19 protein-coding genes and 1 tRNA gene are annotated in these 16,209 nt (G+C 69.1%); 6 read left to right on the forward strand and 14 right to left on the reverse strand.

The window, feature by feature from the left end; all coding sequences use genetic code 11:
- Positions 1–165: 165 nt before the first annotated feature.
- From ACWCPF_RS44735 to ACWCPF_RS44760, 6 genes are read right to left on the reverse strand one after another with little or no spacing between them, the layout of a single operon-like run.
- Positions 166–921 (reverse strand): class E sortase, encoded by a 756-nt coding sequence (locus ACWCPF_RS44735; RefSeq protein WP_451050912.1) that lies wholly within the window; start codon positions 919–921, stop codon positions 166–168.
- A gap of 37 nt (positions 922–958) precedes the next feature.
- On the reverse strand, positions 959–2,017 hold the full coding sequence (locus tag ACWCPF_RS44740; RefSeq protein WP_451050913.1) for a class E sortase: 1,059 nt from the start codon (positions 2,015–2,017) through the stop codon (positions 959–961).
- Complete coding sequence (locus ACWCPF_RS44745; RefSeq protein ID WP_053753870.1) at positions 2,014–2,652, reverse strand: aminodeoxychorismate/anthranilate synthase component II; 639 nt, start codon at positions 2,650–2,652, stop codon at positions 2,014–2,016. Before ACWCPF_RS44745 ends, ACWCPF_RS44740 begins: the two co-directional genes overlap by 4 nt.
- Entirely contained in the window at positions 2,649–2,846 is a 198-nt protein-coding gene (locus ACWCPF_RS44750; RefSeq protein WP_451050925.1) for a hypothetical protein, read from the reverse strand. The genes ACWCPF_RS44745 and ACWCPF_RS44750 overlap by 4 nt, the downstream gene beginning before the upstream one ends.
- A gap of 16 nt (positions 2,847–2,862) precedes the next feature.
- Entirely contained in the window at positions 2,863–3,552 is a 690-nt protein-coding gene (locus tag ACWCPF_RS44755) for a class E sortase (RefSeq protein ID WP_451050914.1), read from the reverse strand.
- Between the two features lie 60 nt (positions 3,553–3,612).
- Complete coding sequence (locus tag ACWCPF_RS44760; protein ID WP_451050915.1) at positions 3,613–4,386, reverse strand: DUF881 domain-containing protein; 774 nt, start codon at positions 4,384–4,386, stop codon at positions 3,613–3,615.
- Positions 4,387–4,675: 289 nt separating this feature from the next.
- On the opposite strand from ACWCPF_RS44760, the gene crgA reads away from it, so the two are divergent.
- Entirely contained in the window at positions 4,676–4,930 is a 255-nt protein-coding gene (gene crgA, locus ACWCPF_RS44765) for a cell division protein CrgA (protein ID WP_314224803.1), read from the forward strand.
- Between the two features lie 268 nt (positions 4,931–5,198).
- On the opposite strand, the gene ACWCPF_RS44770 is transcribed toward crgA, so the two are convergent.
- A complete protein-coding gene (locus ACWCPF_RS44770) occupies positions 5,199–6,098 on the reverse strand; it encodes a rhomboid family intramembrane serine protease (RefSeq protein ID WP_451050916.1) in 900 nt (299 codons plus the stop codon).
- 158 nt (positions 6,099–6,256) lie between these two features.
- Positions 6,257–6,790, reverse strand: a complete 534-nt coding sequence (locus ACWCPF_RS44775; protein WP_451050917.1) for a peptidylprolyl isomerase — start codon at positions 6,788–6,790, stop codon at positions 6,257–6,259.
- Between the two features lie 360 nt (positions 6,791–7,150).
- Between ACWCPF_RS44775 and ACWCPF_RS44780 the strand changes: the two genes are divergently transcribed.
- Complete coding sequence (locus ACWCPF_RS44780; protein ID WP_451050918.1) at positions 7,151–7,867, forward strand: DUF5324 family protein; 717 nt, start codon at positions 7,151–7,153, stop codon at positions 7,865–7,867.
- 63 nt (positions 7,868–7,930) lie between these two features.
- Here ACWCPF_RS44780 and ACWCPF_RS44785 read toward each other — a convergent pair.
- Positions 7,931–8,003: transfer RNA gene (locus ACWCPF_RS44785), tRNA-Ala, on the reverse strand.
- A 181-nt stretch (positions 8,004–8,184) separates the two neighbouring features.
- Between ACWCPF_RS44785 and ACWCPF_RS44790 the strand changes: the two genes are divergently transcribed.
- Together ACWCPF_RS44790 and ACWCPF_RS44795 are read left to right on the forward strand one after the other, a co-directional pair.
- The gene (locus ACWCPF_RS44790; RefSeq protein WP_351907552.1) at positions 8,185–8,733 is read left to right on the forward strand and encodes a helix-turn-helix domain-containing protein; all 549 of its coding nucleotides are present in this window, start codon (positions 8,185–8,187) and stop codon (positions 8,731–8,733) included.
- 288 nt (positions 8,734–9,021) lie between these two features.
- Positions 9,022–10,575: a serine/threonine-protein kinase gene (locus tag ACWCPF_RS44795; RefSeq protein WP_451050919.1), complete on the forward strand. Its 1,554-nt coding sequence runs from the start codon at positions 9,022–9,024 to the stop codon at positions 10,573–10,575.
- On the opposite strand, the gene ACWCPF_RS44800 is transcribed toward ACWCPF_RS44795, so the two are convergent.
- A complete protein-coding gene (locus ACWCPF_RS44800) occupies positions 10,539–11,888 on the reverse strand; it encodes a hypothetical protein (RefSeq protein WP_451050920.1) in 1,350 nt (449 codons plus the stop codon). The two genes, ACWCPF_RS44795 and ACWCPF_RS44800, sit on opposite strands and share 37 nt — an antisense overlap.
- Before the next feature lie 313 nt (positions 11,889–12,201).
- Positions 12,202–12,330, reverse strand: coding sequence for a DLW-39 family protein (locus ACWCPF_RS44805; RefSeq protein ID WP_003999697.1), 129 nt, complete (start codon positions 12,328–12,330; stop codon positions 12,202–12,204).
- Between the two features lie 360 nt (positions 12,331–12,690).
- Here ACWCPF_RS44805 and ACWCPF_RS44810 point away from each other — a divergent pair, with 360 nt between their 5' ends.
- On the forward strand, positions 12,691–13,056 hold the full coding sequence (locus ACWCPF_RS44810; RefSeq protein WP_451050921.1) for a DUF6344 domain-containing protein: 366 nt from the start codon (positions 12,691–12,693) through the stop codon (positions 13,054–13,056).
- Positions 13,057–14,243: 1,187 nt separating this feature from the next.
- Here the strand turns inward: ACWCPF_RS44810 and ACWCPF_RS44815 are convergent.
- The 3 genes from ACWCPF_RS44815 to ACWCPF_RS44825 are packed head-to-tail and all read right to left on the reverse strand — an operon-like array spanning position 14,244 to position 15,512.
- Entirely contained in the window at positions 14,244–14,636 is a 393-nt protein-coding gene (locus ACWCPF_RS44815; RefSeq protein ID WP_451050922.1) for a hypothetical protein, read from the reverse strand.
- A complete protein-coding gene (locus ACWCPF_RS44820) occupies positions 14,630–15,058 on the reverse strand; it encodes an ATP-binding protein (protein WP_451050923.1) in 429 nt (142 codons plus the stop codon). The genes ACWCPF_RS44815 and ACWCPF_RS44820 overlap by 7 nt, the downstream gene beginning before the upstream one ends.
- Before the next feature lie 46 nt (positions 15,059–15,104).
- Positions 15,105–15,512: an NUDIX hydrolase gene (locus tag ACWCPF_RS44825; protein WP_451050924.1), complete on the reverse strand. Its 408-nt coding sequence runs from the start codon at positions 15,510–15,512 to the stop codon at positions 15,105–15,107.
- A gap of 110 nt (positions 15,513–15,622) precedes the next feature.
- Here ACWCPF_RS44825 and ACWCPF_RS44830 point away from each other — a divergent pair.
- Positions 15,623–16,209, forward strand: a 587-nt coding sequence (locus ACWCPF_RS44830; protein ID WP_451043875.1) for a GntR family transcriptional regulator, incomplete at its 3' end; no start/stop codon positions are given.

Raw genomic sequence — 16,209 nt, forward strand, 5'->3', positions numbered from 1 at the left:
TGGCCCTGCACCGGTTCGAGGAGAACACACAGGCCCTGCTGCGCACGCACGGCCGGATCATCGCCTTGCTCGCGTTGTGAGCTCCGCCCGGTGCGTGACCGGCGGGGCCCCTGCACTTCTGCTCTTCATCTGCTCTTCTGGGCTGCCGCGACGAAGTCCGTCGGCTCAGTCGAGTTCCTTCGGCGGCGTCCGGTCCGCGTCGACCTTGTCCACGCGGACCAGCTCGCCCCAGACCACGTACCGGTACCGGGACGTGTACACGGGCGTGCAGGTCGTCAACGTGATGTAGTGGCCGGCCTTCTTCTTGCCGGATTCCTTCGGGACGGCGCCGAGGACCTCGACGTTGTACTTCGAGGTCTCGGGAAGGACCGCGTACACCTTGTAGACGTACCAGTCGTCCCGCGTCTCGAAGACGATCGGGTCGCCCTTCTCCAGCTTGTCGATGTTGTGGAACTTCGCGCCGTGGCCGTCGCGGTGGGCGGCGAGCGTGAAGTTGCCCTCCTTGCCGCTGGCCGGGAGGGCGGCCTTGACGGGGTCGGTGTAGTAGCCGGCGACGCCGTCGTTGAGGACCTTCGACGACGTGCCCTTCTCGACCAGCACCTCGCCGTTGTTCATCGCGGGCACATGGAGGAAGCCGATGCCGTCCTTGGTGTCCAGCGCGCCGGGACCGGTGTCCTGCTGGGCCCAGTTGTCGCGCACCTTGTCGCCCTGCCGGTCCGCGTGCCGGTCGGCGACGACGTTCGTCCACCACAGCGAGTAGACGACGAACAGGCCGAGCACCAGGCCCGCGGTGATGAGGAGTTCGCCGAAGACGCTGACGGCGAAGGCGATCCGCCCGATCGCGCGGCGCGGCGGCGGTGTGTCGGGCGCGTCCACGCGCGCGTGCTCTTCGTGCTCGGTGTCGCCGGTGGTCGCTGCCACGTTCCTCTGCCTTTACTCGACTGCTCGACGGCACGCCCTACTCGACGAGCGCGTCCGGCTTGCCCTTGCTGCGCGGCCGTTCCTCGGCCATCTTGCCCCAGACGATCAAGCGGTACTTGCTGGTGAACTCCGGCGTGCAGGTGGTGAGAGTGATGTACCTGCCCGGCCCGGTGAACCCGGAACCCGGCGGGACGGGGTCCAGGACGCTCGTGTTGCTGGGCGCGGTCGACAGCAGCGAGGACGTCATCTTGTAGACGAAGTACTCGTTCTGCGTCTCGACGACGATCTCGTCGCCCGCCTGGAGCCGGTTGATGTACCGGAACGGTTCGCCGTGCGTGTTGCGGTGGCCCGCGAGCCCGAAGTTGCCGGTCTTCGCGTCGGGCATCGCCGTCTGCAGCGGGCTCTCGCCGTAGTGGCCGACCATGCCCTTGTCGAGCACCTTCTTGTTGCTGATGCCCTCCGCGATCGGCACGACGACGTCCAGCTTGGGGATGTGCAGCAGGGCGAAGCCCTGCCCCGGCGAGAAGACACCGGGGGCGCCCTTGCCCTTCGCCCAGTCGTCCTGGAGGCTGTTCGCCTCCTTGTCCGCCTGCGCGTGCGCCCGCACGTTCGTCCACCACAGCTGGTAGGTGACGAACAGCAGCATCAGCACGCCCGTGGTGATGAACACCTCGCCGACCGCCCGGCTGGCGACGACGGCCGCGCTCGGCTTGCGGGCCCGCTCCCGTCGGCGGCTCTCGACGCGCGACAGGCGCCGCTCGCCCTGGGACGGCGCGTCGGCCCCGTTGTACGACTCGGACTCGTCGCCCTGGCCCCCATGACGCCCACGACGGCCCTTGGCGGCCTTTCTGCGGGCCGCACGTCCGCCCGCGGGGGTGCCAGGGCGAGGAGCGGCCGTTGAGGCCCCAGAGGCCGATATGGGCTCGCCGCCGAACGGGGAGGGCGGCGGCGGTATCCGCAGCGCCACCGTCTCCTCGTCGATCGGCGGCTGGTACGGCTCCCCGGCATAGGGGTCGGCGCCGTACGCGTCACCGCCGAAAGACTCGTACGGCGCGGTGCCGTACGAGTCCTCGCGCTCGGGGCGCAGCGCGGTCACGCCGTGGCCCTGCCCACCACCGGGGCGAGCCCCGCCGACCTCGCCACCGCGCCCTGGTCGCCGCACTCCACCAGCCAGTTGGCCAGCATCCGGTGCCCGTGCTCGGTCAGCACCGACTCCGGGTGGAACTGGACGCCCTCGACGGGCAGTTCACGGTGGCGCAGGCCCATGATGATCCCGTCGTGGGTACGCGCGGTCACCTCGAGTTCGGCCGGGACCGTGGCCGGCTCGGCGGCCAGCGAGTGGTAGCGGGTCGCGGTGAACGGGGTCGGCAGGCCCGCGAAGACGCCCCGGCCCTCGTGCTCCACCAGCGAGGTCTTGCCGTGCAGCAGCTCAGGCGCCCGGTCGACGACACCGCCGTACGCCACCTGCATCGACTGCATGCCCAGGCAGACGCCGAAGACGGGGACCCCGGTGGCCGCGCAGTGCCGGACCATCTCGATGCAGACGCCGGCCTCCTCGGGCGTACCGGGGCCGGGGGACAGCAGAACGCCGTCGAATCCGTCCTGGGCGTGGGCCGTGGAGACCTCGTCGTTGCGCAGGACCTCGCACTCGGCGCCCAGCTGGTACAGGTACTGAACCAGGTTGAAGACGAAGCTGTCGTAGTTGTCGACGACGAGAATGCGCGCGCTCACTGGTTGTCCACCGTCACATCGTTGAAGGGAAGCAGCGGTTCGGCCCACGGGAAGACGTACTGGAACAGCGCGTACACGACGGCCACGACCAGCATGATCGAGATCAGCGCCCGCACCCACGCGTTTCCCGGCAGATGCCGCCAGATCCAGCCGTACATGCCGTCCCTTCCGTCGCACCACGGCTCCTGACTCACGCCGTACGCCACCAGACTAACGGCGCAGAGCCTTCGGTTCGCCTGCCTCCACGGGCTGTGTGGAGTCCAGATGCGCCCAGACGATCAGCCGATGACTGTGCCCCCATTCCGGATCGCACGTGGTCAACGTCAGATACCGGCCCGGACGCGTATACCCCGACTTACGTGGCACAGCGTCGATCACCTCGACATCCGAGGGCACGGTTTTGTAAGGGCCTTTGTCGATCCGATACGTGAACCAGGTCGTCCCGTCCGTCAGCACCACCGCGTCCCCGCGCCGGAGCTTCGGGAAGTCCTTGAAGGGGTCGCCGTAGGTACGGCGGTGACCTGCGACGGAGAAGTTCCCGGTCTGCCCGAGCCGGGCCGTCCCGGCGTAGTGCCCCAGCCCCTTCTTCAGGGTGCCGGTCGCCGTGCCTTCGAGCACCGGCTTGTTCCACGTGAAACCGAGACGCGGGATGTACATGACCGCGAACGGCTTCCCGCTCCGGTACGGCGCCGGCTGCGCGGTGGCGCTGGGGCTCGCGCCGGGGCCCGGGGCGGGCCCTGCGGTCGGCTGGGCCCACTGGTCGTGGAGGGCGTCGATCTGGTCGCCCATGACACGGTCGGCCTGCACACCGGTCCAGAACAGTACGTAGACGACAAACAGGATGATGACGGCGCCCACGGTGATGCACAGCTCGCTGAACGTCCTGACGATCACCCGCACCGGCGGCTCCCGATAAGGACTCGCTCGACTGAGGACTCGCTCGACGGCCCGCGCGAGGCCTTACTCCACGGGCTCGGCGTACTGCAGATCCACTGTGCCCGAGTAACCCGGCAGAGTCACCGCCCCGTCCTCGGTGACTTTCCAGCCGAGGCCGTAGACATTCACGTAGACCATGTAGTTCTGGATCGCCGGGGCGTCCGCGAGCGCCTGCTGCAGCTTCTCCGGGTCGCCGACCGCCTGGATCTTGTACGGCGGCGAGTAGACGCGGCCCTGGAGGATCAGGGTGTTGCCGACGCAGCGGACGGCGCTGGTGGAGATCAGCCGCTGGTCCATGACCTTGATGCCCTGGGCGCCGCCCTGCCAGAGCGCGTTCACCACGGCCTGGAGGTCCTGCTGGTGGATGACCAAGTAGTCGGGCTGCGGTTCCGGGTAGCCGGGGAGCTTGGCGGTGGCGTTCGGCGGGGCGTCGTTGAGCGTGACGGTGATCGCCTTGCCCTTGAGCTGCTGGGTGCCCGCGCCCTTCTCCAGCCCGGCGAGCTTGTCGTCCTGGGCCTCGGTGCTGCCGTCGTCGGCCTCGGCCAGCGACTCGACGTCGTCGCGCAGGGCGCCGTTCGCGCCCTCCAGCTCGCCGTTCTTCTGGCTGCGCTCCTGGATGAGGTCGGACAGCTTCAGCAAGGAGGCGTCCGTGCGGATGTTGGTGCCCTTGGCGGTGTTGAAGCTGGTGAAGAAGAGGAGCCCGGCGAGGGCGAAGACACCCACGGTGAGCACCCGCACGGGCCGGAAACCGCCCCGGCGATCGGCGGAGGACGCAAGGGAGGATCCGGGGGCGGACACGGAGGAGGATCCGGGCGCGGACACAGGGGCGGAGACAGCCGGGGGAGCCGCGGAAGAGACGGCTGAGGGAACGGAAGGGGAAACAGGGGTGGGATCGGGGGGTGAACCCGTTGAACCCGTCCGGGGGGAGTCGGCAGAATTGCTCAACGTACCCTTATCTCCTTCGGCGCCGTAGAAGCACTACGCTAACGGACGCCCGGAGGAGCCCCTCAGTCCCCTGGCACGCAGCCCCCGAGCCCGACCCCAGCACTCTGCGCGGCCACGCAGCGCATCGACAGGAGAGACCCTCGTGCCGAAGTCACGTATCCGCAAGAAGGCCGACTACACGCCGCCCCCGGCGAAGCAGGCGACCGCCATCAAGCTGAACAGCCGTGCGTGGGTCGCGCCGGTGATGCTGGCCATGTTCCTCGTCGGGCTGGCCTGGATCGTGGTCTTCTACGTCACCGACGGCTCGCTGCCCATCGACAAGCTGGACAACTGGAACATCGTCGTCGGCTTCGGGTTCATCGCGGCCGGCTTCGGCGTCTCCACGCAGTGGAAGTAGCGCGCCGGGACAGCTCGTGGAAGTAGCTCTGCCCACGGCTGTTCCGTGAGTTATCCACAGCGGTTTTCCACATGGGGAAAAGAAAGACGATCTGTGGATAACTCATCGAGGGTTGACGCCGGTGTGACGTAACTACCGGCTGTCACCGTCACTCGAAAAACTGTTCGCCCCCTGCCCGACCTGCGCAAACGCGGGTCGATGACAGGGGGCACAGTTGTTCCCGCACGTTGTGCACAAGATTCGACACAGACTGTGGACAACAGTGCGCTCAGGTGAGCTGAGCGGTCCTCAGGAGCGTCACCACCAGGACGACGGCCAGCATCACGGCACACGTCCCGAACTGCACGAGCGCCCGGCGCTCCCGAGGCGCGTGGACCATCCCGACGCCGACCACGACGCCGGCGACCAGGCCACCGATGTGGGCCTGCCAGGCGATCCCGGCCCAGCCGAAGGTGATGACGAGGTTGATCACCAGCAGGGCGATCACCGGCCGCATGTCGTAGCGCTGCCGGCGCACCAGCACGGCGAGCGCCCCGAAGAGCCCGAAGATCGCCCCGGAGGCGCCGAGCGAGGCCTCGTTGGGCGCGGCGAGCAGATAGGTGAGCGCGCTGCCGGCCAGACCGGAGACCAGGTAGAGCGTGAGGTAGCGGACCCGGCCGAGGGCCGCTTCGAGCGGGCCGCCGATCCACCACAGGCTGAGCATGTTGGACAGGATGTGGATGACGCTGCCGTGCAGGAACATCGAGGTCAGCAGCCGGTACCACTGTCCTTCGGCCACGCCCTGGAGCTCGCCGTACCCGAGCGCCGGCATGATCGCCCGGCCGATCAGGTCGAGCCGGTCGGTGAAACGGTCGCCAAGAGCCTGCTGGAGCACGAACATCGCCACGTTGATCCCGAGCAGGATCTTGGTGACCAGGTGGGGATCGGCCGCGATCGCGCCGCCCGCGATGGTGCGCGGCTGCGAGGCGCCGGGCGCGTGGCCCGTGCCGGAGCCCTCGCGGACGCAGTTGGGGCACTGGAAGCCGACGGAGGCGCTGATCATGCACTCGGGGCAGATCGGGCGCTCGCAGCGGGTGCAGCGAATGCCGGTCTCACGGTCGGGGTGCCGGTAGCAGACGGGCAGGCCGCTCTGAGCGTCGTCCTGTCGGCTGCCAGGCGCCTGGTCCATGGACTCCCCCAGTCAAGTGCGTGCGGATCGCGTGACCCGTCGTGTTCGAAGTGGACCGGAAGGATGGGATGAAAGGAATCCGGTCGGAACGGATCGTAAAGGAACCGCCCTGCTCATCCTTACGGACGAGCAGGGCGCATGGTTCCCGAAGGCGCCGTTCAGCCCTTGCGGCTCTCCACGACGACCGACTCGATGACGACGTCCTTCAGCGGACGGTCGGTGCGCGGGTTGGTCTGGGTGGTCGCGATGGCGTCCACGACCTTCTGGCTGGCCGGGTCGGTGACCTCGCCGAAGATGGTGTGCTTGCGGGTCAGCCAGGCCGTCGGGGAGACGGTGACGAAGAACTGCGAGCCGTTGGTGGCCGGGCCGGCGTTGGCCATGGCCAGCAGGTAGGGCTTGTCGAACCGCAGGTCCGGGTGGAACTCGTCCTCGAACTGGTAGCCGGGACCGCCGGTGCCGTTGCCCAGCGGGTCGCCGCCCTGGATCATGAATCCGCTGATCACCCGGTGGAAGACCGTGCCGTCGTAGAGCCTGTCCGTGGACTTCACGCCGGTTTCCGGGTTGACCCACTCGCGCTCACCCGTGGCGAGCTCGACGAAGTTCCTGACCGTCTTCGGGGCGTGGTCCGGGAAGAGCCGGATCTCGATGTCGCCGTGGTTGGTCTTCAGGGTGGCGTACAGCTGCTCGGCCACGATCTGCCTTCCGTTGTCTTCCTGTGACGCCCCGATCCTCGCACGGCCCGCGGCCCGCACGGCCGGACGGCCCGCCCCCGATCGGAACCGACAGTTCCGGAACAGACCGGAACAGAATCGCACCCGAGTCGGCCTGGACAGGAGCGGGCGGGGCCGATCCGTGGCATCGTCGGCTTTGTCGCCCTGTCGATGCTCTGTTTCCAATGCCCCGACTGTTCGCATTGATCAGAATCTGCACCGTTCCAGCGCGCGATCAGTACCCGTATGCCTGTCCGCACATGCCGGGACGGGCGTCGGCAGGCATGATCCGTAAAAGGGTGGAAAGTCGAAATACCGTACGCCACCGAGGAGGAGGAACCCGTGACCCGCATCGACAGCGTGCGCGCCGCGACCGGCTCGGCGAAGGACAGCGTGCTGCACGCCGCGGAAGTGGTGGCGCCCTACGCCGACACGGCCAAGGAGCGGGCCGCGCTCTACGCGCAGGAAGCCCGTGTGCGGCTCGCGCCCAAGGTGTCGCAGGCCGCCGACCAAGCCCGAGTCCAGGCCCGCGTCCAGTACGACGCCCATGTCGCCCCGCGCGTGGAACTGGCCAAGACACACGTCCCGCCGAAGGTCGACCTGGCCGCACAGGAGGCGGCCGCCCGTGCCCGGCTGGCCGCACGACAGGCCGCCGACTACTCCCGGCCGAGGATCGAACAGGCCGTGGCCGCGGCCGGGCCCGTCCGGGACGAGGCCGCCGCCCGGGGCGTCGCCGCGCTGGCAGCCCTGCGCGGCCAGGTGACGCCGAGAGAGATCGAGAAGCTGGTGCGCAAGCACCGGCGCCGGGCCAAGGCGGGCAAGCTCGCCAAGGCGCTCGTGGTGCTGGGCGTCGTCGCCGGCGGTGCCTTCGCCGCCTGGAAGTGGTGGGACAAACAGGCCAACCCGGACTGGCTGGTCGAGCCGCCGGCGGCCACGGAGGTACCGGCCACAGGCGGCCTGACCTCCGTGGACGGCAGCGGCGACGACGCGGTCCTGGACCCCGAGGTACAGGCCAAGGAGGCCGAGGAGGAAGCCTCGAAGCGCGAGGACCGCGGCTGAGCGACCACCAACCCGAAAAACCCCTCCGACCTGCGTTTCCGCAGGTCGGAGGGGTTTTGTGCGTGGAGCCTAGGGGAGTCGAACCCCTGACATCTGCCATGCAAAGACAGCGCTCTACCAACTGAGCTAAGGCCCCGCAAGAGACGACCGGCCGGAGAAACCTCTTCCCGGCAGGCGCCGCAGACCAGAGTACCGGGTCACCCGGGGTATCTCGCAAAAAGATGGGGGGTCCCCGCGGATGACCACTCTCCGTAAGATGCTCGGACGCGGTTCGCTACAGCGAACCGCGGTTTCTGGGGAAGCGATGGGGAGACGCAATGGACGCCGCACAGCAGGAAGCGACCGCGAGAGCGCGGGAACTGCAGCGGAACTGGTACGGGGAGCCGCTGGGGGCGCTCTTCCGTAAGCTCATCGACGATCTTGGCCTCAACCAGGCTCGTCTCGCGGGGGTACTGGGACTGTCGGCACCGATGCTGTCGCAGCTGATGAGCGGTCAGCGGGCGAAGATCGGCAACCCGGCCGTGGTGCAGCGAGTGCAGCTGCTCCAGGAGTTGGCGGCGCAGGTCGCGGACGGCAGCGTCAGCGCCGCCGAGGCGACCGAGCGCATGGACGAGATCAAGCGGTCGCAGGGGGGCTCGGTGCTCAGCAACACCACACAGACGACGAGCAGTTCAGGGGCGCCGACGGTCAAGCGGGTCGTCCGCGAGATCCAGTCGCTGCTGCGCTCGGTGGCCGCCGCGGGCGACATCATCGAGGCCGCCGACACTCTCGCCCCGACCCACCCGGAACTGGCAGAGTTCCTCCGGGTGTACGGCGCCGGCCGTACCTCCGACGCGGTCACGCACTACCAGTCCCACCAGAGCTGAGCCCTCGGCCCGGTCGCCGAAGGGGGTTCGGCAGCCGGGCAGTCGGCAGCTTCGGGGGGCAGGCCCCTTAGGGGGCCGTTCAGGGCCATTCAGGGGTCGTATCGCTCATCACGGGGGTAGCAACGGGGGAGAACCGAGAGAAGCGAGAGAAGCGAGAGAAGCGGGAAAGACAGGAAAGACGGGAGACGAGAGGGACGAGAGGGACGAGAGGGACGAGAGAGCAGAGAGGGACAGCGAGACCCGGGGAGAAGGGGACACGGGGACAAGGGGGAGGAGCAGGGCACCGCCATGGGTGAGGTCTTCGCCGCACGGTACGAACTGGCCGACCCGATCGGCCGCGGAGGGGTCGGTGCGGTCTGGCGCGCCTGGGACCACCGTCGCCGCCGCTATGTCGCCGCCAAGGTCCTCCAGCAGAGCGACGCGCACGCGCTGCTGCGGTTCGTCCGCGAGCAGGCGCTGCGGATCGACCATCCCCATGTCCTCGCGCCCGCCAGCTGGGCGGCCGACGACGACAAGGTCCTGTTCACCATGGACCTGGTCGCCGGCGGCTCCCTGGTCCATCTCGTCGGCGACTACGGCCCGCTGCCCCCGTTGTTCGTGTGCACGCTGCTCGACCAGCTGCTCTCCGGGCTCACCGCGGTCCACGCGGAGGGCGTCGTGCACCGCGACATCAAACCCGCCAACATCCTGCTGGAGGCCACCGGAACGGGCCGGCCCCGGCTCCGGCTCTCCGACTTCGGCATCGCGATGCGGCTCGGCGAGCCCCGGCTCACCGACACCAACCTCGTGGTGGGGACGCCGGGTTACCTCGCACCCGAGCAACTGCTCGGCGCAGACCCGGACTTCCCGGCCGACCTGTTCGCCGTCGGCCTGGTCGCGCTGTATCTGCTGGAGGGCGCCAAGCCGGACGCCAAGGCGCTCATCGAGTACTTCGCCGAACACGGAACCCCGAGCGCGCCCAAGAGCGTCCCGGAGCCGCTCTGGCAGGTCGTGGCCACCCTCCTGCAACCGGATCCGCAGGCCCGCTTCCGTACGGCCACGGGCGCGCGCAAGGCGCTCGCGGCAGCCGTCGAGCTGCTGCCCGAGCCCGGTCCGGACGACGAGACGATCGAGATCTTCGACCAACTGGGCGCCCTGCCCAAGGGGTTCGGCCCCCAAGGCCCGACGACACCGGCGCCGACACTCATCCGGGGTGGGGATGCGGGTGCGGGCACAGGTACGGGTACGGGTACGGGTACCGGTGTGCCTACCGGTATGGGCACGGGTGCGGGTGGGGTCTCCCTGCCGCCCCGCCCCCGCATCCCTCCGGATCCGGCCCACTCGGGCACCGGAGCCCTGCCCTCCCGAGCCGACGGCGGCGGCACGGACACCGGCACCGGCAGCGGCACCGGCCGGTCGTGGCCCGGAACGGACTCCATACCGACCGACCCGCGCCGCCCCACGCATTCGGGGCCGCAGTCGGTCGCCCCCACCGCTGCTCCCGCCCCGGTCGCCGTCCCCTCCATGTCGGACACCGGCAGCTTCCACCTGCCGCCCCCGCAACCGACGTCCGCCTCCTTCTCCACCCCCACGCACACCCCGACGCACACCCCCACCCCGCATCCCCCCGCCTACGCGCCGACGCCCGTCTCCCGCGTGCCCGTGCCCGCGTACGGGCAGCCGCGCGCGGATGTCGCCACCGCCACGTACACCGCGCAGGCGAGCGCGCCGCAGAGCGGCCGGCGGGGGCACCGGGCCGTCCGCCGGGGGCGTCCCGGCCCGCAGGCCAAGGTCGCGGTGCCGTTGCTGCTGCTCGCGCTGGCCTGCTACGCCGTCGGATTCTGGGCGTTGGCCCGGATCTGAGCCGCCGCCCTGCGCCGGGCGGTCAGCGTCCAGACCCCGAGCACCGACAGCAACAGGCTTCCGGTGCCGATGCCGCCCACCGCGACCGCCCGCATCGCGGGGTCGCCGTCCGGCGCACCGCCGCCCGAAGCGGTGTCGCCGCCGGTCCCGCCCCCGCCCGCCGACGGCTCCGGATCCGGCGCGCCGACGTCGAAGAACCCACGCGGCACCGACCGCTGCACGTATCCCGGTGCGTCCTGTGTGCTGCCGCGGAGGCCGACGCGCAGGGTCAGCCCGTAGGGGCCGTCCCCGAAACGCTCGTCGACCTGCTCGGCCAGGTGCACCACGAGGTAGTACGAGCCGGCGAACCGCAAAGAGTTCGTCGGGTCGGTGGGCGCGTACCGGTTGACGTATCTGACCGGCGGGACGGCGGGCAGGGCGGTCGACTTCTGGCTGCCGCCGTACCCGACACTCGCGTTCGTCACCTCGGCGCGCACCGGGTTGTACAGGGTCATGTCCAGGGCGTCGACCACATACCCGGAGGTCTTGTCCGCGCTGCCGAGGTCGACGGCGGCGGACAGCTGAAGGCCCCAGTCGACGGGCACCTTGTAGAAGAGGGTCTGCCCGGGGACGATCTCGTCGCTCCAGACGCCTTGCTCCAGAGTCGTCGCCATTGCAAATCCGGCCCCGCCTCGGACGGTCGCCGGCTCGCCGACGGGCGGCGTGGGCGTCGCGGAGTCCCAGGCCTCGGGCACGCTCGTGGCGGCCGCTTTCTTCAGCGGCGGCTCGGAGACGGCCGCGAGCTCCAGTTCCCAGGTCTCCGCGGAGGCGAGATCCGTCCTGTCCTCGTCGGAGTCCTCACGGGAGGCGGAGCCGGTGCCGGTGCGCTCGACGACGACGTAGTAGGTCCCGGCCTCCTGGCACAGCCCCTTGCCCGGCAGGAGCTCGCGCGCACCCCAGGCCGTGATCGGCTGCGGGCTCTTGGACGCCCCGACGATCACCGAGTCCCGGGAGCAGGTGGCGCTGTCGGAGTCCTGTACGGAGACGCTGATCCCCTCGCTGACGGACGGCTCGGCGTGCGCGCGCGGGACGGCCGTCACGCCGACGTACGCGTTCGACGCGCCGTCGAGTTCGAGACGGTAGTAGGCCTTCTTCTCGCCTTCCAGGGAACTCCGGTAGGTCGCGCCGGGCTCCAGGCGTACCGCGTCGCTCGTGCCCCTCGCCGCCGCGGCGGTGCGGACGTCGTCGGCGAAGGCGTATGAGGGGACGTCCGGCGCAGCCACGGCGACCGGACCGGGCAGCGCAGCGGACGACGCGCAGAGCGCCGCTGTCACGGCGGTGATCCGCGCGAGGACCCGCCACCCGCGCCACCCGGCCGCCCCACGCCTCTCACGCCCCGCACGCCCCGCACGCCCCCTACACGCTGTCCGCCGCGTCCGCCCCGCACGCCGGCCCATCGAACCCGCCCCCTCGCCTTCGACCGAACGTGGGCCATCCTGCCCCGCCGGTGCGCGCGCCACCCGCGCATTCCGTACGAGCGTCCGAAAAGCCCGCCTCTAACCGCAGGCCCGGGGATCCGCAACACAAAACCCCGACCGCGATCGGCGGCCGGGGTCTGTTCTGACTTCTCAGTCTTCGTATCGGTACTCACGAACCCGTGGGCACGGAGTCAGTCGCCTCCGTCCACAGATCCTGCTCGGCGCGATCCGCCTGGATCTGGCGGTACACAAGGAGCCCGCCGATGGCGGCCAGTGCGACTAGGAGAAGCTTCTTCACCGCGCGACCTCGTCTTTCCTTGACGTAGGGGACCTCTGGCGCCCGACTATACACACCGACCGATACCGATCGGTGACCTGCGTCCGGCCCTCAACTCCCGTTCCCGGCAGCGCAGTAGCGGTGATCACACCGCGGATCACACCACTCCGATCGGAGGGTGATCACATCTCCACGGAGGGTTACTTTCACCCCCTCTCGCCCCGCCTGGTCCATTCTTCTCCCGTTTCAGGTCGCCTTGCACCCATTCGAGTGGTGTTCATCGGAACAACGCCACGCCGCGAGCGTCGGTCCGCGACTTCGCGCCCTCCATACACATCATGAGGAAAGTACGCAAATCGCCCAACCCGAAAGTGAGGGGCCATGACCGAGAACCGGGTCATGAAGCTGTGGACCGCCATCGTCACCGCCTTCCTTGCGCTGTGCACGGCGCTCGGACTCATCACGACGACCGCCACGACGGCGGCGGCCCAGACCGAGCCGGCACACAAGAGCGAGAGTGTGCCCACCACGCACACTTCGGCCTCGCCGACGATCCCCTCCCCCTGGCTCTGGTCCCAGACCCGCTCACTGCCCCCCACGATGAAGCAGCGCATCCGCGCCGAGGCACACGGCAAGTCCCCCAGCTGCCGCCACCGCGGCCTCCCGGACACGGAATCGGCCGAGCTCGCCACGGCCACCTGTGACCCCGCGGACCCGGCCGAGCCGGCCATCCCCCTGCAGCGCTGAGGGCTCCCGCCCCCGACGTGACGGCGAACTTGCGTACAGACCGCACGAGCAGGCCCGGCAGCTCCCCAGGAGCCACCGGGCCTTCGCCGTGCACTCACCCCTGCCCGGCCTCCGCCTCCGCCTGCTCCACAGCGCAGCGCAGCCGATGGGCCGGTATCACCGGTTCACCGGGAAACGTCCTTGGCCGGCAGCTCCGCGGTCGACAGGCTCAGCCATGAGATCGATGCGCCCCCGACTCCGCACACCAGGCCCGGACTTCCCACAGCACCGGCCCCAGCGATCGCCCCGATCAGCTGCCACCCCGCCACGCAAAGACCCCCGGTCCATGTGGACCGGGGGTCTTCCAGCTGGTGGGGCTAACAGGATTTGAACCTGTGGCCTCATCCTTATCAGGTCGGTCACAGGGGGTCGGCGACGTTGGTCAACCGGCCTTGGTCCTGGGCTGACCGTCCGCTGGGGTTCAGCGGTGATCGCCGCTGTCCGGGGCTGTTGGTGTCAGGCGTTGGTGTCAGCCGACCGATTCCTCTTGACAAATCTGCTACCAGTCCCTGGGTGGGTGTCTTCCCGACTGGGCTCAGGCTGCTGCTTCGCCTTACGGGGTCTTTCGATGCCAGACACGTCGCCACTCAAGAGTCAGAAGTACGCAGCCAATGAGGACCAGGGCCCAACTGAGCCAACTGATCTGAGGCAGGTCGACGATGGCAGAGATCGCGATGATCACCAAGCCGCACAACATCAATACGAACACCGATCTTTGCGCGATTCGCCCAAAAACCCGCGATTCATCCTTCATGCAATCCCCCCATGGGCTATTCCTTGCGCTGCGAGCGGCAGTGTACGCGCGGTCGGTGGAACGGCTTTGGGCTGGAGCTGCTTTGGGGCGAGTGATCATGGCCCCGTAAGCTCAGGGCGAGTCGGGCAGTCTGTGGACCTGCCCGTAAAGCACGACGTTGGGGCCATGATCTTAGAGGCTCGCCCCAAAGTGGCTGCCTAAAGCCGTGGAGCCGACCGCCCCAGCCACAACGTGTTCTGACTTCAAGCCCCGTGTGCCTACCTCTTGGGCGGGCGCGGGCGGCCGTCGGTGCCGAGCGGGGCGGAGACATGAGCGCGGGCGCCGACGGCCGCCCGCGCCCGCCCGGAGGAGCGAAGCGACGACGGGTGCTTGAACCAGTAGAGAAAGTTGTAACTCAGTCGGTCCTGTGGGGCCTGTGCGGCTTGAAATCGTACGCGCACGAGGGAAGTTCCAGGGCCTGACGGTGTGCCATCGGCAGGAAGAGCGCTGGTCGGACTGTCCATGTGATGCGTGTGCTGACGTGGGTGATGGACACCGTCCAGGACTCCCGGCGCAAAAGGGCTCGTCTCGTGTCGATGCGGTGATCGTGGAGCCGCGTCCACGCTTCTTGGGAAGCAGCCGTGTCGAGTGCCGGTGAGATGGTGCGCAGGATCGTCGCCACCCAGTTGTTCGCCTCGACTGCTGAGTAGGCGTCGAAGGATCCGAAGAGGGCCGGCGGCTGCTCTCCGTCCAGCCTTTCCGTCCAGCACTCGCACCAGAAGCCGGGGCTGGTCGTCGTCCTCAGCATGGGTGCCCTCCTCGTCGTGCGTCCGTGAAGAGCTCCGCGGTGACCGTGTGACCGCCGTGGCTGTCGTGGATCACGACCCGATGGGCGATCGCGCTGACCATGCCGAGGCCCCGGCCGTGTTCGGCGTCCTGGTCCTGGTGCTCGGCCTTGGGTGCCGTGCCGGTGCCTCCGTCGTCCGTCACCGAGACCGCGACCACCTGCGCCGAGACGGCTACGGCCAGGTGGAAGCTTCCGGACTCCAGGCCGCTGGCCGTGTGGAGGATCGCGTTCGCGCTGAGCTCGCTCACGATCAGTTCGGCGTCTTCGGCAAAAGGGGAGCCGCGCAGGATGTCGCGCGTCCAGCGGCGGGCCCGGCTGACCTCTTCCGGGAAACCTGGGCAAGACAGTCCCCAGACCCGGGCAGTACTCGTATACTCGTGCATACAAGTTCCTTCATGCTGGTAGGCCGCCATGTGCAGCGGGTTCGGACTAGACGAGTTTCACGCCGTCGTGGGCGCGGATGGCCGGCGGGGACGCCGCGTCCAATGCGTCGATGACGCGGATCGCGTACGCCTCGTCGGCGAGTTCGGAGACTTCTTCACGGGTGACCCAGCGCAGAGCTCTGGTCTCGTCGCCGGTGATGGGCGTGCCGTCGGCCGCTTCGCAGCGGAAGACCAGCGAGACGATCAACCCCGTCATGTTCTTGTAGACGCCCGTGAGGGTCGCGGGAAGCGCGATCTTGACGCCGGTCTCTTCGAGGACCTCGCGCTGAAGGGCTTCGGGGATGGTCTCCTCGCGTTCGAGGATGCCGCCCGGGGGTTCCCAGTGACCGTTGTCGCGGCGCTGGATCAGGAGGGCCCGGCCCTGGTCGTCGACGACGACCCCGGCCACGCTCACGGAGTGCGGGCGTTCTGTGCTCACGTTCCTCGGCCCTCTCGGATGGCTAGGCTCTCCACCGTAGCAACAAGCACTCGCCCACTCGTCTAGATACCTAAAGGAGTACACACGTGAGCCCTCTTTCTTCGGGCCTGCTCGGTGATCTCGACCCCACGAGCGATCGTGCGGTCTTTCGTCAGATCGCCGACCAGCTGCGTGAGGCCATCGACCGTGGGCGATTCCGGGAGGGCGAGAAGCTCCCCTCGGAGGCCGAGCTGGTCGACCACTACGGGGTCTCCCGCATGACGGTCCGAAACTCCTTCTCCATCCTCCAAGGTGAGGGCCTGGTGCACGCCGAGCACGGCAAGGGCGTCTTCGTCCGGCCGCGCCCGCCCGTGCGACGGCTCGCCTCGGACAGGTTCGCCCGGCGGCACCGCGAGCAGGGGAAGTCTGCGTTCATCGTCGAAGCCGATGCCGTCGGCAGTCATCCCAAGGTCGACAGCCTTGAGGTCAAGGAGGAGAAGGCCAGTCAGGACATCTCCACGCGGCTCGGGTCCGTGCGGCGAGTCCTGGCACGTCGGCGCCGCTACCTCCTCGACGGGCGTCCGGTCGAGTTCGCCACCTCCTACCTGCCGCTCGACATCGCCCGCGGTACGCAGATCGCCGAACCCAACCCCGGTCCCGGCGGCATTTACGCCCGACTCGAAGAGCTGGGGCA

The organism is Streptomyces sp. NPDC001858, assembly GCF_053594615.1.